Annotated in this window: 14 protein-coding genes and 2 pseudogenes; 7 read left to right on the top strand and 9 right to left on the bottom strand. The window is 69.0% G+C overall.

Annotated elements, in window-relative coordinates; all coding sequences use genetic code 11:
* A partial coding sequence (locus CV1CTNOD_RS08770; RefSeq protein WP_165485392.1) for a TIR domain-containing protein occupies nucleotides 1-2,900 on the bottom strand: 2,900 nt, incomplete at its 3' end.
* Nucleotides 2,901-3,143: 243 nt separating this feature from the next.
* The gene (locus tag CV1CTNOD_RS08775; RefSeq protein WP_165485393.1) at nucleotides 3,144-3,827 is read right to left on the bottom strand and encodes an ATP-binding protein; all 684 of its coding nucleotides are present in this window, start codon (nucleotides 3,825-3,827) and stop codon (nucleotides 3,144-3,146) included.
* A 505-nt stretch (nucleotides 3,828-4,332) separates the two neighbouring features.
* On the opposite strand from CV1CTNOD_RS08775, the gene CV1CTNOD_RS26415 reads away from it, so the two are divergent.
* A complete protein-coding gene (locus CV1CTNOD_RS26415; RefSeq protein WP_242606515.1) occupies nucleotides 4,333-5,811 on the top strand; it encodes a helix-turn-helix domain-containing protein in 1,479 nt (492 codons plus the stop codon).
* Here CV1CTNOD_RS26415 and cutA read toward each other — a convergent pair.
* Entirely contained in the window at nucleotides 5,804-6,139 is a 336-nt protein-coding gene (gene cutA / locus CV1CTNOD_RS08790; protein WP_131785651.1) for a divalent-cation tolerance protein CutA, read from the bottom strand. The genes CV1CTNOD_RS26415 and cutA overlap by 8 nt on opposite strands.
* Before the next feature lie 575 nt (nucleotides 6,140-6,714).
* Here cutA and fxlM point away from each other — a divergent pair.
* From fxlM to CV1CTNOD_RS08815, 5 genes are all read left to right on the top strand, one after another.
* Complete coding sequence (gene fxlM / locus CV1CTNOD_RS08795; RefSeq protein WP_131785652.1) at nucleotides 6,715-7,971, top strand: methyltransferase, FxLD system; 1,257 nt, start codon at nucleotides 6,715-6,717, stop codon at nucleotides 7,969-7,971.
* 223 nt (nucleotides 7,972-8,194) lie between these two features.
* Complete coding sequence (locus CV1CTNOD_RS08800; RefSeq protein WP_131785653.1) at nucleotides 8,195-8,746, top strand: methyltransferase domain-containing protein; 552 nt, start codon at nucleotides 8,195-8,197, stop codon at nucleotides 8,744-8,746.
* Nucleotides 8,747-8,824: 78 nt separating this feature from the next.
* Nucleotides 8,825-10,057 (top strand): tyrosine-type recombinase/integrase, encoded by a 1,233-nt coding sequence (locus tag CV1CTNOD_RS08805; RefSeq protein ID WP_131785654.1) that lies wholly within the window; start codon nucleotides 8,825-8,827, stop codon nucleotides 10,055-10,057.
* Nucleotides 10,054-12,471 carry a site-specific integrase gene (locus CV1CTNOD_RS26420; protein WP_242606516.1) on the top strand — a complete coding sequence of 806 codons (2,418 nt, stop codon included), beginning with the start codon at nucleotides 10,054-10,056 and terminating at the stop codon, nucleotides 12,469-12,471. Before CV1CTNOD_RS08805 ends, CV1CTNOD_RS26420 begins: the two co-directional genes overlap by 4 nt.
* Before the next feature lie 78 nt (nucleotides 12,472-12,549).
* On the top strand, nucleotides 12,550-13,203 hold the full coding sequence (locus tag CV1CTNOD_RS08815; protein ID WP_242606517.1) for a hypothetical protein: 654 nt from the start codon (nucleotides 12,550-12,552) through the stop codon (nucleotides 13,201-13,203).
* Nucleotides 13,204-13,461: 258 nt separating this feature from the next.
* Here CV1CTNOD_RS08815 and CV1CTNOD_RS08820 read toward each other — a convergent pair whose 3' ends face one another.
* The 6 genes and pseudogenes from CV1CTNOD_RS08820 to CV1CTNOD_RS27705 all read right to left on the bottom strand — a co-directional run.
* Nucleotides 13,462-14,082 carry a class I SAM-dependent methyltransferase gene (locus tag CV1CTNOD_RS08820; protein WP_131785655.1) on the bottom strand — a complete coding sequence of 207 codons (621 nt, stop codon included), beginning with the start codon at nucleotides 14,080-14,082 and terminating at the stop codon, nucleotides 13,462-13,464.
* Between the two features lie 186 nt (nucleotides 14,083-14,268).
* Entirely contained in the window at nucleotides 14,269-14,790 is a 522-nt protein-coding gene (locus CV1CTNOD_RS08825; RefSeq protein WP_131785659.1) for an AAA family ATPase, read from the bottom strand.
* A gap of 554 nt (nucleotides 14,791-15,344) precedes the next feature.
* A complete protein-coding gene (gene istB / locus CV1CTNOD_RS08830; protein ID WP_131785656.1) occupies nucleotides 15,345-16,133 on the bottom strand; it encodes an IS21-like element helper ATPase IstB in 789 nt (262 codons plus the stop codon).
* 7 nt (nucleotides 16,134-16,140) lie between these two features.
* Nucleotides 16,141-17,097, bottom strand: a pseudogene (locus CV1CTNOD_RS08835) (Mu transposase domain-containing protein); the annotation flags it as partial.
* Between the two features lie 75 nt (nucleotides 17,098-17,172).
* A complete protein-coding gene (locus tag CV1CTNOD_RS27700; protein WP_131785660.1) occupies nucleotides 17,173-18,003 on the bottom strand; it encodes a methyltransferase domain-containing protein in 831 nt (276 codons plus the stop codon).
* 453 nt (nucleotides 18,004-18,456) lie between these two features.
* Nucleotides 18,457-18,879: pseudogene (locus CV1CTNOD_RS27705) on the bottom strand (tyrosine-type recombinase/integrase); the annotation flags it as partial.
* Nucleotides 18,880-18,922: 43 nt separating this feature from the next.
* Here CV1CTNOD_RS27705 and CV1CTNOD_RS25540 point away from each other — a divergent pair.
* Nucleotides 18,923-19,366 carry a hypothetical protein gene (locus tag CV1CTNOD_RS25540; protein WP_207386276.1) on the top strand — a complete coding sequence of 148 codons (444 nt, stop codon included), beginning with the start codon at nucleotides 18,923-18,925 and terminating at the stop codon, nucleotides 19,364-19,366.
* The last annotated feature ends 106 nt before the right edge of the window (nucleotides 19,367-19,472 follow it).

Below are 19,472 nucleotides of genomic sequence, written 5' to 3' on the forward strand. Positions count from 1 at the left end.
GTGGTGGCGAGGGTGGTGCCGTCGGGGGAGAACGCGACCGCGGTCACCCCATCGGTGTGGCCGGTGAGGACACGCAGGGGTTGCAGGTTGGTGGCGTCGAGCAGCACCACGGCTGAGCCCCAGGCGACCGCGAGGAGGTGGCCGGCGATGGCGACGCTGCTGATCGAATCGGCGGCGGGCAGGGCCATGAGGTCGACGGGGTCACGGCCCACGATCGCCGCGGGCGCGAGCTCGGCGATGCCGGCCGTCCCGGCGTCGAGGGCGGGGTGGAACAGCGCGGCGCCGGTCCATCGGCTGCCGGCCAGCCGGGTATCGGTGAGGTTCGGGCGGACGAGCAGAGCCCCGGTCAGATCGGCGTGGTGCAGGTCGGCGCCGGTCAGGTCCGGGCGGACCAGCACCGCATCCGCCAGGTCGGCCCCGGTCAGGTCTGCGCCGGTGAGGTCCGGCTGGTGCAGGCGCGCACCGGCCAGGTTTGCCCTGGTCAGGACGGCGAACCGCAGGTTCTGGCCGTTGAGGTCCTGGCCACGCAGGTCTCGGCCGGCCAGCTGGGCGCCCTCGACCTTCACCCCGAGCTTCCGGGCGACCCGCAGGGCGTTGCGCTGGGCGGTGCCGCCCGCGTCCTGCGCGGCCAGCACAGTGCGGGCCCACTGTTCCAGCATGGTCCGGTCGGCGACCCCGTCGAGGAAGTCGACCATCAGATCGGACATCTCCCGGACGGCCAGCAGCCCCGGCGCGGCGCCGCCGGTGCCGCCGGCGGTGAGCTGTCCGGCGGCCTGGACCGCGACGAGGTATTCCATCACCGAGCGGTGCACAAACCGGAAGGCGCCCTCGGGGGTGCGCACAAGCAGGCTGCCGGAGCCCACGATGAACGTGGCCTGGGCGGCGTCCAGTTTGACCGTTTCGAGGTCGGTCAGGGTCGCCTGAACCGTCGCAGACATGCCGGACAGATCGGTGGTTTCCTGGGCCGCGGTCCAGAGAACGATCGCGAGGGCGTCAACGGCCTGGCGCAGCTGGTCGATGTTGAGGGTCTGGTAGGCGCCTCGGGTCGGCTGGCGGCGGTCCACCTCGTATCTGAGCCAGCGGTCGACCAGTTTCTGGTAGAGGTCGGCGGAGGTGATCATCCCGTCGGCGGTGCGGGCGGCCTCCAGCTCGGCCTCGTCGAGGTTGGCGATGAACTCGAGCATGCGGGGGTTGGCCGACAGCCCCAGCAGGTCATCGATCGACTCGATCAGCTTCAGGCGGGCGTCGGCTTGCCGTCGGGCCTCCGCGCACCGGGAGGCGTCGTCCCGTTCCGTCTGGCCGGTCCCGATGCTCTGCTGCTCGGCGGCGGTGAGTTTCTGGTGGAACAGGCGGGTGAGGAACTCCCGGATCTGCTCATGGTCGAAGTCCGCCAGGTGGATCTCTCGGCTGGCGGCCTGCAGTTGCACGGTGGCGCCGAGTTCGGTGCGGTGCTGGTCGTCGGTCAGGAAGTGCTGGGTGCGGCTGGTCAGCACGACCTTCGCCCGGCCGGTGACCGCGGACAGCACCGTTTTGAGGTGTTCGGCGGCCCGGTCGTAGGTGACCCGTAAGGCCAGTTCGTCGAAGCCGTCGAACAGCAGCACGGCTTTGCCCTGGTCGACCATGCTGCGCACCGCCCGCACGCTGACGCCGTCCTCGTCGCTCTTGGCCAGGTGCAGGACGAGCAGGTCGTCGACGGAGTGGCTCTTCTCCAACGCGCCCAGCTCGATGAGCAGGGGAATGATCTGTGGCAGTTCGGTGGGCAGGCGGCGGGCCAGTTCGCGTAGCAGGAAGCTTTTGCCGTGGCCGAAGTCGCCGAGCACGAGCAGGAACCGGGCGTCCTCGACGTCGAGCCAGACACGCATGGCGGTGAACACGTCGTCCTGCACGGCACCGTGCTGTCCGGGTCGGGCGGTGGGGCTGGCGACGGTGAACCGCTGGGGTACGTACAGGCCGGACGGGTAGGTCGGGTCGGCGGCGAGACGCCGGGTCTGACGGGCCAGGTAGCGGTGGGGATCCCAGCGGCCCTCGAACTCGGCGAGGCTGTAGATCCTGATCCGGTGGCGGCGGGCCTGGCGAAGGACCTCCTCCACCGGTGGCTCTCCGAGATGGACCAGTTCGGAGTCCACCCACGCGTCCAACGGCAGGTAGACCGGGGTGATGACCTGCTGATGAAAACCGGTCACCACGTCCATGTCGGGTGGTTCGACACTGACCGCGACCGGCCAGCGCTGCCGTTCCCCACCGCGCTGTCCGTCCACGCTCACATACGGCATGCCTCCGCCGCGGATGATCTGCTCGACGGCGGCGTCCGGGTAGCGTGACCGGCATGCCTGGGTGACCAGGTCCAGCAGACGGCCGGTCAGCTGTCCGTCGTCCGGTCCCGGATACGGCGGATGTGACCCGCTGCCACCGGCCGTACCGGGGTAGACCCGTGGGATCGTGGGTCGTGCTTCGCCGTCGGTGGCCGCACGTAGCCCGGCCAGCAGCGCATATCGGGCCTCGGCGGCGGAACGGTCCACCAGGGTGATCCAGCCGAGCTGCCGCATCAACGGTGGCGCATCGCAGGGAGCGACCCGGATCGGGATCAGCGTCCTGCGGCCTTTGACCGCGTCGGCGAGGGCGGTGTTCAACTCGGCGCCGCACCAGTCGGAGCGCAGATAGGCCGGGGAGAGAATCGCCAGTACGCAGGTGGCGGCGGCGAGTTCCTCATTGATCCAATCGACGAAATTACGGCCGGGGACCGAGTGCCAGGCCTGCAGCCGGGGCCGGTAGCCCGCATCCTGCAGTTGCCAGGCGATCCACACCGCCCACGGCTCGTCCGCCTCGGTGTAACTGAGAAACACCGTGGGCTTGTTGTCACCTGTCGTCACGTCGGTGCCGTTGTGTTCCCCCGTGCTCACCCGTCCATGATGACAGCGCTCCTCCCGCGAGCAGGTAGAGAGCACATTCCACCAAGGTGCCGGATCAGCGGTGGCGGCCCGCGCTCACCGGTTTGGATGCGGCCGAGTACGTCTCCGGCGCGGGAGCCGGGGCGCTGGGGAGAGCCAGTTGTGGGGCGGGTGCGTCACAGGTGTGCTCGTACTGTCCATCCCTGGGGTGTTGCGGTGAAGGCTGGTGCAAGATCAGGGAAGCCGGGGTGTCCTTTACCGATCCGCCGGTCTTCGCGGCCAGTCATCGAACGCGCGCAGGCCGTCGATAACGCGTTGGAGCAGAGCGTGGTCGTGGGCGATCGGGTCGGTGCTGCTTGTGTATCCGTCGGCCTGCGGGCTCCGGCGGGGCAGACCCACCGATACCAGTGCATCAGTGACGACGGCGGGAACCGGTGGTCTGTCGTGCGCTATGGCGGCCCACACGACCTTTCCCTCGCCCGTTCCGATGTGTCTGCCGACGGTCCGTATCCGGTAATAGCCCCAGTTCCGGGCGAGGGTCGCGACGAGGAGAAGTCCCCGGCCGTTGTCCGCAGCGAGATCAGTGACCTGCTGGACGGGGCGGCCCGCGGCCTGATCCCACATCTCGATGATCAGATCGTGGTGGGTGTAGGTGAGGCGCAGCGCGACCCCGGCCGGGCGTCGGGTCGGAGTGCCGTTCCTATCGTGGCTGTCCGTTCGTTGGCTGGCGAGTACGGCGTTGGTCGCCAGTTCGGAGACCACCAACGCCGCCGTGTCCGCCAGCTCGTCGAGGTTCCAGCGTCGGATCTGCCCGGTGGCGTCGCGGCGCGCGGCGCCGACAGACCCGAGGTGCGCGGGGTGGTGCCACACGCGGGAGAGACGAGCCGAGGATGGCAGCGTCTCCTCCGATGAGGTGGCTGCGATGCCCATGGCGGTCATGCCGGGTCTCCCGGCTGTGGGATCGGGCATGTGGCCTGCGGGCGCTCGCACTCCGGCAGGACAGCGCCCACGACAGCGGAGCGTCCCGCCCGGACACGGCCGTCACACGGCCGGCGACATACCCGCCCATTATGATCATCTGGCCCGGGTCTGGTGCCGACGGTCGCGGTGCGGCGCGGCGCCGTTGTGCGGGCGCTCCTGGTCATCGGGACGGTCCTCACTGAAGGTAGGTGCACGGGAACCGTTCCAGCATCATCCCGACGGCATCCGTGGTCATTCCCTCCAAGGTGAAGAATTCATTCGCGCGTCTCCACGCCTGTGACCTGCGACGATTCCTCCGATCAGACTCATCGGTTCGTCATTCTCCCAGCGATACCGCTCACCACATGATCGAGCGGCTACCGGCGACCCGACCCCCAAGCCGTGATGGAGCCATTACCGTGGACATGTCCCGCGCAGAGGCGGGACCGGCTCGCTGCGATGGGAAGGGGTGTGCGGCGTCGTCATGAGCAAGCCCAGCCAGCGGGTCGAGCAGGACGAGCTCCGCGCCCGGATGCGCGCGGCCGGCATGACGCATGACGAGATCGCGGTCGAGTTCGCCCGCCGCTACCGGCTACGCCCCCGCGCCGCGCACCGGGTGGCGCACGGCTGGACCCAGCAGCAGGCCGCCGACCGCATCAACACCCACACCGCCCGTATCGGTCTCGACCCGGACGGCGCCGCCGCGATGACCGCCCCACGGCTGAGCGAACTGGAGAACTGGCCGTTCCCACCCCGCCGCCCCACCCCGCGGATCCTTGCTCTGCTTGCCGACGTCTACGGCACCGACATCCACAACCTGCTCGACCTCGACGACCACGAACAAATGCCCCCCGCCGACATGCTCCTCATCAGCCGCAGCATCCGAGGCAACCCGTCCAGCGCCGCGGTCGATGCGACGACCGTGGTCGACAGGCCGTCCGGTGGCGCGTTCGATCTGGCCGCGGCTGTGGATCGGTCGACGGCTCCCGATGATGTCGATCAAACCGCGGACCCGTGGCGGACGGGCAGGCCACTGGAGATCGTCGAGTCTGCCGCGGGCCGCCGGGTCGGTGCGGATTTTCCTGAGCAGCTCCGCAGGCGCACCGCCCGTCTTCGCCGTCTTGACGATGTCCTCGGTGGCGGTGCGACCTACCGTCTCTATCTCGCCGAGTACGAAGCCACGGCCGCCCTCGTCCAGGAGGGCAGCTACACCGAAGCCACCGGGCGGGCGCTGGTGTCCGTGCTCGCCGAACAGGCCCAGCAAGCCGGGTGGGCTGCCTTCGACGCAGGGAACCACACCGAGGCCAGGCGTCTGTACGAAACATCGCGGCAGTACGCCGCCGCGGCCGATGACACGCCGCTGGCCGGGAATGCGCTGGCCTATCGTGCCTACCAGACGAGCGGGGCTGATCACCGCTCCGCGGTCGGGCTCGCCATCGAGTCCTGCCAGGTCGCGGGCTCGGGCGCGCCCCGCACGGTGCGAGCGCTACTCCATGCGCGTCTCGCATGGACGTACGCGGTGGCCGGCGACGCCCGGGAAACCGAACGCGCCCTTCGGCGCGCCGAGGAGGCGCTCGCCGCGGATGACGAGGAACCGCAACCAGACTGGGCCGCCTGGGTCGACCGCGACGAACTCGCTGTCATGACCGGGCGGTGCTGGGCCGAGCTACGACGACCGTTGCGTGCCGTGCCCGTGCTGGAGGACGTCCTGGGCAGGTTCGACGACACCCATGCCCGTGACAAGTCGCTCTACCTTTCCTGGCTCGCGGACGCCTACCTTGCCGCCGACGAAGTCGAACACGCTGCCGCCGTGGTCGAACGCGCCCTGGATCTCTCCTCCGGTATCGCGTCGGTCCGCCCCCGCCAGAGAATCATGTTGACCCTTCATCAGCTCGACCGGTATCGCGCCTTGCCACCGGTGGCGGCGACTTTCGACAAGGCGCACGCGTGGGGGGTCAGCTAGCCTGCTCGGGTTCCGTGGTCTGGCGTATCCAGTCCAGGTATGGGGCCGACCCCGCCAGGATGGGGACCGCGACGATTTCCGGGTTGTTCCACGGGTGATGTGCCCGCAGGTGAGCCTCGAGATCCGTATATCGGTCGGCGCGGGTCTTGAGGAGGAGCTGCCACTCCTCCCCGGAGCCGAACTCGCCGTGATGCCAGAACACCGACACGACCGGCCCGACGATCTGCGCGCCTGCGGCGAGCCGGGCCCGCACCGCGGACTGGGCCAGTTCCACGGCCGCATCACGGGTCTGCGTCGCGGTGGCCACCTGGACGAAGTCAGCAGTCACGTCGAGACAGCCTAGAGGGTTGGTCCCCGCCCTCGGCCGTCAGCCACCGATAGCGGATCACGTCCATGCGCAAATGATCATAGCGGCCGGCCTGTGATGGATCTTCCTGTGCGTCGGATGGAAGCCGGCATGGTTTCGCTGATTGGTCTGGTTGGTTGTCACCCGCAACGTCAGCCGCTCCCTCACCGTGAAGGCCGGGTGATCGACAAACGGCACCGTCGGATCACAATCTCCTGGCCGCGGCCACAGTCACGGCGCCAGCGCCAGGACTCGTACTGAAAAGGCCGCCCGCTGTCTTCGGGTGGGGCTTGTGACACCCGAACGGATGCCCGTCCGTATCGGCGTGTCGGCCCGAATGAAACGGGCGGCTATCGCCCGTGTGCGCAGGTCACGGGCTGGATCGGGCGCGAAACAAAAAGTTCCCTGCAGCGGGAATGACCATGGCTTAGCGGTGGGGCATGGTTACATCACGCCGCTGCCAGGGGCTGGCATGACGCGCAGGTGCACCCGATGCGATCCGACTGAAACGGCACGGCGCAAGGCCGACCGGCAACGACAGACTGTGAGGGGGCTGGATGACCCTGAAGGCGGACACGTCCGAGGACGCTGGGACGGCCGCGGAGCAGCGGGACGCTCTGGTAGAGGAGCTTGTCGCGACGGGAAGGATCACGTCGGCGGCGGTGGAGCGGGCGTTCCGGACGGTGCCGCGGCACCTGTTCATGCCCGCGGGCACCCCGCTGGAGGCCGCGTACGCCGTCGACCGGTCAGTGGTGGTCAAGCGCGGCCCGGACGGGACGGCTCTGTCCTCGGTGAGCGCCGCCTACATCCAGGCCCGGATGATCGAGCAGGCCGGGCTTGGTCCCGGGATGAGTGTTCTGGAGATCGGCGCCGGTGGGCTGAACGCCGCGCTGCTCGCCGAGGTCGTGGGTCCGGCCGGGCGGGTCGTCAGCGTCGACATCGACCCGGAGGTTGTCGACCGGGCCCACCGGCTGCTCGCGGCGACAGGCTATGCGGACCGGGTGACGGTGCTGCGGGCGGACGCCGAATATCCGGTGCCGGAGTTGGGCGGACGGGTCGACGCCGTGGTGGTGACCGTCGGGGCGTGGGAGGTGGCCCCGGCCTGGCTGGAGCAGCTTGCCGAGGGCGGCAGGCTGGTCGTGCCGCTGCGGCTGAACGGGGTCACCCGCACGATCGGTTTCGCCCGCGACGGCGACCACCTGGCGAGCACGTCGGCCGTGGTCGCCGGCTTCGTCCCCATGCAGGGAGCCGGTGCGCACGACGGTCGCATCGTCGTCCTCACCGATGGCCAGGGCTGTCAGGTCACGCTCACGTTCGACACGGAGCCGCCGGGGAAGGTGGGCCGGCTGGAGGGTGTGCTGACGACCGCACAGGCCACTGTGTGGTCCGGGGTCACCATCGGCAACCAGGTGTCGTTCGCGGACCTGCATCTGTGGTTCGCCTGTTTCCTGCCCGGTTTCTGCCGGCTGGCCGTCGACGACGGCACCGATCTCGCCGCCGGCCACCGGCGTTGGTTTCCATTCGGCACGGTGCGCGGCGGCTCCGTCGCCTACCTGGTCGTGCGGCCGGCGGTGGACGGTGCCGGCGCCGAGTTCGGCGCGTGCGCCTACGGGCCGCACGGTGAGCGCGTCGCCACCGGCGTGGTCGAGCAGATCCGGGCCTGGGATCGTCAGGCCCGCCACGCTGCCGCGCCCACGTTCGCCTACTGGCCGGCCGGCAGCAGCCGCCCCCCGGCCGACGCGAACACCGCCGTGCTCGCCAAGAAGCGCGGCGAGGTCACCGTCTCCTGGCCCACGACACTCTGCCCGCCTTGAGGGAATGACTCGCCTCCTGGCGTCGGGCATCGTGGGGCGCGTTCACCTGCTGTCCAGCATGATCATGCTGCACATGACGATCCCGCACCGGCCACCCGGCCCGCTCAGGAGCACGGACACCTGGGAGTCCCCACACCGACCCACACACCAGAAAGATCATTGACATCGTAGAGTCGACAAATCATCACTCAATGTCACTGTTTGCGTTCAAGGAGAAGCTTTGGTGCCCACCCCGGCAACCGACGCCACTCATGATCCTGAAGATGTCCAGTCGGCGGATGCCGCTCGCCTGCGTGAGGAACTCGTCCGGGAGCTACGCGCGCTGAAGGCGCTCGTGACTCCCGAGGTGGAACGGGCGGTGCGGGCGGTAGCACGGCATCTGTTCGTCCCCGAGGTCCCGGTGGAGAAGGCCTATGCCGCTGAGCACCACTACGTGACGAAGAAGGACGAGCACGGGGTCAGCATCAGTTCGGTGTCCGCCGCACGGATCCAGGTCATGATGCTGGAGCAGGCCGAGGTGCGGCCGGGGATGCGGGTCCTGGAGATCGGCACAGGGGGATACAACGCGGCGTTGCTCGCCGAATTGGTCGGTGAGGGCGGCGTGGTCATCTCGATCGACATCGATCAGGACGTCCTCGATCGGGCACGCCGGTTCCTGCCAGCCGCGGGATACGGGAGCGTCACCCTGCTGCGCGCGGACGGGGAGTTCGGCGCGCCGGAGCACGCCCCCTTCGACCGGATCATCGTCACGGAACTGTTGACCGGACTTTCGTGACGTCGAGCGGTGTGTCGGAGGGCGAGGTCGGACACGCCGGAACAGTCTGCATCTCTGCGATCTTGGAGGGATGTAGCGGTGTTCGAGGACAGCGATCATCGGGTGATCGAGTCGATCCGGCTTCCGTTGTGGGGCGGCGTGGTCGCGGCCGACGGTGCGGTGCCATGGAGGCTGGTCGACGGGCTCGGCGAGCCGGTGGAGCCGGTGGAGGTGTTCCTGCGGGACTTCGTCGCGCAGGGCCGGTCGGCGAACTCGGTGCGCAGTTACGCGCTGGCGCTGCTGCGATGGTGGAGGTTCCTGGCCGCGGTCGGGATTGCCTGGGACCGGGCGACGGCAGCGGAAGTCCGCGACTTCGTGCTGTGGCTTGGGCAGGCGACCAAACCGGTCGCGGCGACGCGGGTCGCGTCGCGGGCGACCGCGGGCCAGGTCAATCCAGTGACCCGCAAACGTCACCTCGGGAACGGCTACGGGCCAGCGACGGTGCGGCACAGCAACGCGGTGCTGCGGACGTTCTACGAGTTCTGGCTGGAACGGGGCGAGGGGCCGCTGGTGAACCCGGCGGTGCTGGCCCGGGCGGGCCGGGGTCGGGCGCATGCGCACCACAACCCGTTGGAGGTCTTCCGCCTGGAGGGGCGGCTGCGTTATAACCCGCGGCTACCGAAGCGGAAACCGCGGGCGATCCCGGACGAGCAGTGGGATGCGCTTTTCGCGGCGATGGGGCGCAACCGTGACCGGGCGATCCTGGCGGTGGCTGTGAGCACGGGAGCTCGTGCGGCCGAGCTGCTCGGGATGCGCGGCGTGGATCTGGACTGGGGCGACCAGCTGGTGCGGGTGGTCCGCAAGGGCACGCGGGCCGAGCAGTGGCTGCCGGCGAGCCCGGAGGCGTTTGTCTGGCTGCGTCGCTACCTCGCCGACCTCGGCGGCGGTCAGCTCGGCGCGGGTGATCCGGTCTGGCGGACGGTCTATCGCCGCGGCGGGGTCCACGAGCCGCTGGACTACGACGCGCTGCGGGCGGTGTTCCGCCGGGCCAACGGCAGGCTGGGCGCGAACTGGACGATGCACGACCTGCGACACACCTGCGCGATCCGCATGGTCCGAGACGGCCGGTTGTCGCTCCGTGACGCGCAGACGATCCTCGGCCATGCGCACCTGTCGACCACCCAGCTCTACCTGGAACAGGACGACGAAGAGGTCTTCGCGCGGGTCCGGGAGCACCTGGCGGCCAGGGAGAAACCACGCCCCGTGCCAGCGCCGGTGGCCGTTGGCTATGCCCCCGCCGACCTCGCGGTGCTGTTCGGGAACCCGCAGTGACGCCCACCGTGGTCGCGGCCCCGGCCACCAGACGGGCCTGCGAGGCCGCTGTCAAGAGTCGCCCCCTGGCCGCGCTGCCGGCCGGTCCTTGGGACGCGGCACCACTGGCCGACGTGCTCGCAGCCCTGACTGCCTTCTCGTGGTGGAACACGAGAAGGCAGCCGGCGCAGCGGTCGACCGCCGGTGCCGGGCTGTTGCTGGACTGGCTGAGCCGTTCGCCAGGCAGCGGCTGGCAGGAGCGATGGGAGCACGCCGAGGCAATGCTCGGCACCAAGTGGGCGACCTGGTCGGCCGCGATTCCTGAATCGGCGAGGCCCGGCAGCGAGAGCCACCGCGTGTCGCTGACCCGGGGCCTGGCCTGCCTTCTGCGCATGAGGCTTGTCCGGCCAAGCTACGCATTCCTGACCAGATACAGCCCGACCACGACGTTCGCCGTGGTGCGCGCGTCGGTGAGCCCACAGCTGTTCACCCGCGCGGCTGACGCCGCGCGACGCCGAGGCCAGTCCGAAAACGCGATCAACGACGCGTTGCACGTCCTCACCGCGATCGTGATCCATACCGGCGGCGGCCTGGACGAGATCACCACGGATGACCTCGTGGCGTTCCAGTCAGCCACGGCCCGTCGCCGCGCCCGGGCCCGCGACGGCTCCCACACGGCCTGGCAGATGATGGTCGACCTGGGTATTTTCCCGTCGAGCTCCACTCTGCGGGCCGCGCTGCAGCCCGGCCCGCAGACCACCGTCGAGCTCGTGGACCGCCACGGCATCGCCGACCGGCAGATCCGCGAGCTGATCATCCGTTACCTCGACGAACGTCGTCCCACGCTCGACTACAGCAGCTTCCGTAATCTCGTCGGCCGCCTCGCCGGGGCGTTCTGGGTAGACCTCGAACGCCACCACCCCGGCATCGACACCATCAATCTGCCACGCGACATCACGGACGCCTGGAAGGAACGGCTGCGCTTCCCCCAGGCCGGCGGCAGCCGCCCGACCCGGCAACGACACATCGACATTTTGATCACCGTCCGCGCGTTCTACCTCGACATCGCCGAGTGGGCGCTGTCCGACCCTTCCTGGGCGCCCTGGGCGTTCCCCAGCCCGGTACGCAAGAGCGACACCGCAGGAGTGGCCAAGCATCACCGAGAGACGACCACCCGGATGCACCAGCGCACCCGGGAACGCCTCCCGCAGCTACCGCGCCTCGTCGACACCGCCGAGAACTGGAAGAACGACCAGGCCGCGCTGCTTGCCGCCGCTGGCAAGACCGAACCTGGCGCCGTCTTCGAGCACGCCGGGACCCGCTTCCGGCGGATCGGCGCCGCGGACCGCCCGACCACCGGCCGCTACCGGCCGACCCATGTCCTCGTCGAGGACACCGCGACTGGCATCCTCAACGACCTCAGCATCACCGAGGACGAGACGTTCTGGGCCTGGGCGGTCATCGAGACCCTCCGCCACACCGGAATCCGCATCGAAGAACTACTGGAACTGACGCACCTCGCGCTCGTCTCGCACCGGATGCCAGACACCGGCGAACTCGTTCCGCTCCTACAGATCGTCCCCTCCAAAGGCGACGAAGAACGCCTCCTGCTCGTCACACCCGAACTCGCCAGCGTCCTCGCGGCGATCATCAGCCGGGTCCGTGGCGCTGACGGCACCATTCCCCTGGTCAGCCGCTACGACAGCTATGAACGCGTCACCGGCCCCGCGCTACCGCACCTCTTCCAGCACCGCGATGGCTTCATGCACAGAAACGGCTGGCGCAACGACGTCCTCGGCATGAACACCGTCCGACACCTGCTCAACCGGGCAATCGCCCGAACCGGCCTGACCGACGCCACCGGCCAGCCGCTTCGCTACACCCCGCACGACTTCCGGCGCATGTTCGCGACTGAGGCCGTCACCGGCGGCCTGCCGGTCCACATCGCCGCGAAGATCCTCGGCCACGCCAGCATCAACACGACCCAGGCATACACCGCGGTCTTCCAGGACCAGCTCATCCGCACCTACCGCGCCTTCGTCGACGAACGCCGCGCGCTACGACCCCGCGAGGAATACCGCGACCCGACCGACGCCGAATGGGCCGAATTCCAACAGCACTTCCACACCCGCAAACTTGAGCTCGGCGACTGCGGACGCCCCTACGGCACTCCCTGCGTCCACGAGCACGCCTGCGTGCGCTGTCCCATGCTCCGGGTCGACCCACGCCAACGCACACGACTCGAACAGATCATCCGGAACCTCGGCGACCGCATCGACGAAGCACGAACCAACGGCTGGCTGGGTGAAGTCGAAGGCCTCAAGATCAGCCTCGCCGCGGCACGCCACAAGCTCACGACACTCGATCGCGCCGCCCGCAACACCCCAAGACCCGCACCCCTTGGCATGCCGGCAATCCCACCCAAAATTTCATGATCAAAATCCAGTTAAGCCGGGGCCTGGGACATCCCGCCGGCGTGGCTGGATCAGCTCGCGGAGCGGGGCCGGATCGTTGTGCCGCTGCGGATGCGGGGGCTGACCCGTTCGGTCGCATTCGAGCGGGTCGGCAGCGCTGACGGGGTGGGGCTGGTAAGCGACAGCTACCGTCTGTGCGGTTTCGTGCCGATGCAGGGGGCTGGTTCGTGGCGTGAGCGGGTTGTCCCGCTGGCCGACGGGGTTGCGCTGCGCCTCGACGACGAGTCGTGGGAGTTCGATGTGGAGGGTCTGCGGGAGGCGCTGGCGTCCGCTCGATTGGAACGCTGGTCCGGGGCGGCGTTCGACCTGCCTGACGAGCTGGAGCTGTTTCTGGTGACCAGCACGCCGCAGGTCGCGTTGCTGCACGTGAGCGACACGCTCGTCGCACGCGGCTGGTTCGCGCCCTCGGCGGCCAGGGGCGTGCCGGTACTGATCAGCGGTGGTAGCTTCGCGTACCGCACGAAGCGTCCGAACGAGGCCACCGGCGGGTTCGAGAGCGGTGTTGTCGCCCACGGCCCTGACGCCGAGGGTGTCGCAACACGGTACGTGGAGCTGCTGCGCCGCTGGGCGAGAGATCACCGGCGTCGTGGCGCGGCACGTATCCGGTACGTCCCGCGGGCCGCCGGCGCGGCCGAACCGTCCCCGGGGCTCGTGGCCAAACGTCACGGGACTGTCGCGATCTCCTGGTCGTAACCTGCCGGGCTCCCGCGCACGTCACGGGCCCAGCGGAGCCCGCACACACCCACCATCACACAGGGAGAGTTCTGTATGTCCATCCAGTTCGACGGCCCGATGTCGCCCATTCCCGCGTGGCTTTGGCGGTGAGAAGTGACCGCAGATGTCGGTGATTTCTGACCGCACTTGTGGATCAATACCGTGATCAATGTTTGTGGGCGATGACCGCGGTCTGGACGTGGTTCGCGTCGATGCCAGTGGGCTGGTGCGCGGGGGTCAGGGGCGATGCGCCCAGAACAGGGCGTGGCCGCTCGTGCCCTCGGGGACGAAGGCCTCGGTCTCGACGGTGAGTCCGGCCTGCGCGATCCATGATCGGTAGGTGGTGGCGTCGGTGTGGCTCCACCACATGGGGGCGCCGCTTCCGAGCCAGTCGTCGTCGGTGCCGGTCCATGCTTGCTGCCCTGTCGTCGCGAGCAGCCATCCTCCGGGTCGCAGCCAGGTGGCGATCCTGGTGAGCAGCCCCGGCTGCTCGATGAGCGGCATGTGGATCAGCGCGTAGAGACAGACGACGGCGTCGAAGGACGCGGGCGGGAAGTTCACCACGGTGGCGTCGGCGTGCATGAAGGTCGCGTGGGGAACGAGTGCACGGGCTCTGTGGAGCTGCACCTCGCTGAGGTCCACGCCGGTGACGGTGTGCCCCGCCTTGTCCAGGGCGCGAGCGACGGGGACTCCGCAACCGCAGCCGAGGTCCAGGATGGTGGCAGCGGAACGGACGCGCTGCTGGAGCCGTGTGATCCACGGTCCGTACTGGCCTTCCTGCGCGTCGTCGCCGCGGTAGCGGCGAGAGACGGCGTCGTAGCCGCGACGGACGACGTCCTTGGGATCGTTGATCGTCACGGAGTGTAGGGTAGCGGCCGATGCGGTGGCCGGCCTATTGCTTTTGTCGATGAGGCGTTGTCGGGCGTCGCCTGGGCCCTCGGCCTGACGCGCGGCCGAAGACCGCAGGACAGCGGGCCGGCGATCCGGGGGCGAGGAAGAACCGCGCAGGATTGAACCCTTAGCCTTACTGGTCGGTGACGGCCATTAGCTGTCGGTGCAGGTAGGCCAGTGCTCGGCCGCCCACTGCGCCCAGTCCGGCCAGCCGGGCGGTGGGCCGGGGATCTCGCCGCCGTCGAGCTCGGCGGCGTCCGGTACCTGGAACTGCTCACGCCATCGGTCCACGTCGGCGGCGCTCATCGGGAACGTCTGGTGCGGTGCCGTGGCCTGGCGGTGTGCGATCCGGGCGAGCTGGGTGTCGGTGTCCACGGGAAGATAGACCACCTGGCTGGCGGCCCCGGCCGACCGTGCCAGCCAGCGCAGCGCCGAGCGTTCGTCGCGGCCCCACAGCCCGTAGTCGAGCACGACGCTGGTCCCCAGCCGCAGCGCCTGCAGGGCGATCGTGAGAAGCCGCCCCTCGAGCACGAAACGCTTGCCGTCGGCCATCGGTTCGCCGAACAGCGGGATCATCCAGTGATCCGGAGTCAGCCGCAGCGCCCGGTGCGCCGCGGCGAGCTGCCTGGCTCGGGTGGTCTTCCCGGCTCCGGGAAGACCGACCATCAGGATCATCGTGGCGGCGCGCGGATCGGGCTCCGCGAACAGGCCAAGCCGCCGCTCGGCGGGTACGGCCGCGGACGGGTGTGGGAAGGGCTCCTGGCGCTGTGCCTGTGCGTCGGATCGCTGCGGCGCTGACATGACTCCCCTGATCAGGCAGGACGGGCCGACAGCGCAGCGCTGGACGCGTACGCGGCTGCCGGCGGGACACCGATCGGGCGGTATGCCAAAGCGATGTCTGCCCGGCTCGGGGCAGGCATCGGGACCGCGGTGACCGCGGTCCTGGTACCGCCGCTAGGCGGCGGTCCGGGTGGTCATGGCAGCGCAGCAGCACATACGTTCACCGTAGCCGACACGGCGCAGAGCCGTGCAGGAAGAAGAGCCGCTCCAGCTCCGCCCGCGCGGGCCCACCGTCGAACCGCCCGTACGCTGCAATCTGTTCACCCGTCAAGAACTCCACCGGCATGCAGATCATCAACCCAGCGGCTGCCGATGACCGGTCCGTCCTAACCGTTCAATCCTGCGCGGTTCCTCCTCGACCCCCGATCCGCCGGTCTCGATGCTGGCGGTTAGGTGCTGTGGTCTGCTCGTGCGCGGGTGCGGGCGAGGCGGTAGGAGTCGGTGCCGGTCTCGAGGATGTTGCCGCCGTAGGTGAGCCGGTCGACGATCGCGGCGCAGAGCCGGGGGTCGGTGAAGGTCTTGGTCCAGCTGCCGAAACTGTCGTTGGAGGCGATCGCGACGGAGTTGGTCTCCTCGCGTTCGGTGAGCACCTGGAACAGCAGCTCGGCGCCGCGGCGGTCGAGTTCCATGTAGCCGAGTTCGTCGATGCAGAGCAGGTCGACGCGGCCGTAGCGGGCGATGGTCTTGGTCAGCTGTTTGTCGTCGGCGGCCTCGACGAGTTCGTTCACGAGTTTGGTGGCCAGGGTGTAGCAGACCCGGTAGCCGGCCATCGCGGCCTCGGTGCCCAGCGCGATGAGCAGGTGGGACTTGCCGGTGCCGGAGTCCCCGATCAGGCAGAGTGGCAGGCCCTTCTTCACCCAGTCGCAGGTCGCGAGGGTGTGGATGACCGCCGGGTCCAGGCCGGGATTGGCGGCGAAGTCGAACGCCCGCAGCGACTTGTCGCGAGGGAACCCGGCGGCTTTGATCCTGCGTTCGGAACGTCGTCGGGTCCGGTCGTCACACTCGGCCATCAGCAACTCGGCCAGGAACGCGCGGTAGGACATCTGCTCACGGGCGGCGGTGTCGGCGATCTCGCCGAACTCGGCGCGGATCGTGGGCAGTCGCAGGAGCCGGCAGGCCTGGTCAACGGCGGCGTCGGCGGCCTGTTCGGTCAGTCCGCGGTGGCGGTGAACGCCCATGGGGTGTTCATGACGGGAGAGTCCCTTCATCGGCGGTGTGCCGGTGACGCAGCAGCTGGTCATAGGCGGCCACGGACGGCAGCGGCCGGGTATCGGGGGGCAGGTGCCCCAGGCGCCGCGCGGTCAGCGAGGTGACCGTCGCGGTCGTGGACCCGACCGGCGAGACGCCCGGTCCCGGATCGTGAGCCGACCGCTGGGCGCCCGGACCGGCGGCGTCGGCGGCCTTGCGTGCCTCCAGCGCGACCGCATCGGCGGTCAACGCGCCAGCGGCCAACGCGGACGCCAGCCCAGCGACGACGTGGTCATGGGGCATGTGCCGGTGTAGCAGCAGAACCTCGATCAGCGCCCGGGTCCCGGCGGCCTCACCGTGGGCCTTGCGGGCCGCGGCCCACCAGGCGTCGTGGACGCCGGTGAACCTGCCGCCCGCGCGGGCCTGGTCCAAGGCGGTCGCTCCCGCCAGCGCACCAGGCTTACGCACCAGCGCCTCCAGATAGTGATCGAGGTCCAGGCGGCTGCTCGCCTTGGCCAGCAGCCGCTCATGCCGGGCGACCTCGATCCGCCCGTCGTAGATGACCAGCTCGGAGGCGTGCAGCAGGACCCGCACCTGCCGGCCGATCAACCCGACCGGAACGGAGTAACGGTTCGTGCGCACGGTGATCTGGCTGTAGCGGTCGACCCTCGGGGTGAACCAGCGGCCAATCTCGAACGGTTCCTCCGGCAACGGCCTGAGCAGCGGCGCCTCGATGGCGAAGTGCTCCCCGATCGTGCGGGGCCGGGTCCCGATCCGCCGTGCCTCGTCGGCGGCGTCCCACCGCTCGACCATGGCGTTCAGCTCGGCCAGCGAGTCGACCTCAGGGACAGGGACCAGATGGTTGCGGCGGAACCAGCCGATCTGCCCCTCGACGCCGCCCTTCTCGTGCGCGCCCTCGATCCCGGGCTGGCAGTAGAACGCCTCCAGCCCATATTCTCTGAACTAAAGAGGACGCTATCCGATAGTCGTCTAACTATCGGTCGCGACGGCGCCGTCTCCGCTCGCCGTTTACTTCCGCCAGATCATGATTTCGGTTGCTGGAAGATGCTCCGCGAAGCGGTTGTCGGGGGACGTTTGCTGTAGGACTGTGCGTAGGTCTCGTTCGAAGTCGTCGAGCCTGTCACCGAATAGGTGAGGTGCGGAGTCGGATCGAGAGAACACCCAGGCCACGATGTCGTCCGCGCTGCGTTTGACGACCTTCCCAGCAGGCACGACATGTCGCTGGAAATTCTTGAATCCGGCCTGTTCGAGGACCAGGTCTTCCCGGTCTGGTGTGCCGTTGAGGAGTATTCTCTGTCCGGCGCGGCGTACTGGGCCCAGATATCGGCGGACCAGGTGGCTGATGCCCGCGTAAGGGGGCGCGGGCAGCGGTAGGGGTGTTGGATCGGCGGGCGGGCTCTTGTGATCGCTGATATGGACGAAGGCTCCTTTCGGCTCCAGCATGTCCAGGACGGTGACAGCAACGCTGTCGCGATCCGTCCAGTGGAAGGACTGGGCGAACACCACGACCCGGAACTCTCCCAGGCTGGCGGGCAGATCCTCGGCGCGGGCAGTGACCCATCGCGCGTTGGCTACCCCCCGGCGCATGGCCTGTCGTTCGGCCTCGGCCAGCATGTCTTCGTCAGGGTCGACACCGACCACTTCGATGAAGTATCGCGCCATGGCGAGTGACACAGTGCCCGGCCCGCAGCCGACGTCGAGAAGCCGGCCCTGGCCGTCCAGGCTGAGGGCCGTGGCCAGTGTTTCAGCGAAGCGTGGAGCGTATGGTAGCCGGCCGCGCTCATAGTAGGCCGCACTTCCCTGGAACAGGGTGCTGTCCCATTGCCAGCCATCTATCATCTCAATCCTATTCGCAATGTTGGCGGTCTGCTTGGTGTGGTCGTGGGGATGGTAGCCCGAGGTTGATGGGGGTGGCGGGCGGCGGTCTATCTGGGAGATTTTCTCGTTGGCTCCGGCAAGGCTGATCTGGAGTCCTTCGACTTCACCGAACCAGCCTTCGCGTCTGGCTTCGAGGATGCGAGCGACAAGGTTGTCTCGGATCTCGACGAGCCGGCCTCGTTGGCCGGGGTCGGGCCAGAGCATGGGACATCGGACACAGGCGTGCTCGTTGATGCAGGGGGTGCCGAACGCGCGGCCGCAGGTTCCGGTGGAGACTTTGCGTCGTTCGAAGTGGCCGAGGAACTCCTGCCATTCCTCGTCGGTGGGCACCCGATATTCCTCGCTGGGGCGCAGGGATCGCCGTCGGGCGAGGAAGGCCAGATGGGACTGGATGGCTTCCTCGGGGTAGACGGCCTTGTAGCCCATGGTGACATTGATGTCGGTGTGGCCCGCGACGATCTGGGCGATGTGCGGCGGGAGGCCGTTGAGGATGGCGTCGGTGATGAACAGCCTCCTGAAGTCGTGCGGGGTGAAACGCAGGGGCTGCGCGGTTGCCGGGTCGGTCAGGCCGGCGTGGTCGATAGCGGTGTTGAGCATCTGCCGGATGACCTTGACGGTGATCGCCCGTTGCTCGGTGCCGAAGCGGCGCTGGAACAGCAACGGCATCGGCGGCGACCAGACCCGTTCTTGAGCGTCGTAGGCAGGGGTGAGCGGGATCGCGCAGTCAGCGCCGCGGACGTGTTGGATGATCGCCGAGAGCACGTCGGCGAGTTCCGGGGACACGACCAGGAGCCGCTCGGCGTCGGTCTTGGACGGGGCGATCTGGAGCAGTGGCACCAGTTTCCCCGCTGGTGGGCAGACGGTATTGCACCAGGCTGTGGTGGGAGAGCTCGGTCAGTTCCTCGACGCGGATTCCGGTGGCGCGCAGGACCTCGACCGCGGCGAACGCCCAGAAGGCGTAGTCCTCTTCGTGGCCGAGGTCTCGGCGTTCGCCGGTGACGGGGTCGGCGGCCCAGACCTTGGTGGAGGCCGAGCATCGTGGCGCGATGCGGGTCAGGGTCTGCCCGCGGCGGTGAACGACATCACCGGCGGGGCCTGCCGGGCTGCCGCGAGCAGGGCGGCGGCGTCGGTGCGTCGCTGGTCGACGCTGCGGGCCAGGACCGGCAGGACGGGCAGCCGCTCGCGGGTGCGGGCGTCCATGCGGGACTTGCGGCGGCGGTTGTCCTTCTTCTGGTCGATCTCCTCACTGCTGATGGGGCAGGGAGCGACCCATCGTGCCCAGCGTGCGGGGTCTTCGACGGCCCAGTGCGCGAGATCGAGGTAGAAGGCACGGACCGGGGTCAGGCATCCGCGGTAGTTGATCCGCTCGACCGTGGTTTTGACCGTGCGACCGACCCTGCTGGTTTATTCAGGCGGCGAGAGTGCGGTCG

This window comes from Protofrankia symbiont of Coriaria ruscifolia (genome assembly GCF_900634745.1).
Lineage (GTDB): Bacteria > Actinomycetota > Actinomycetes > Frankiales > Frankiaceae > Protofrankia > Protofrankia californiensis.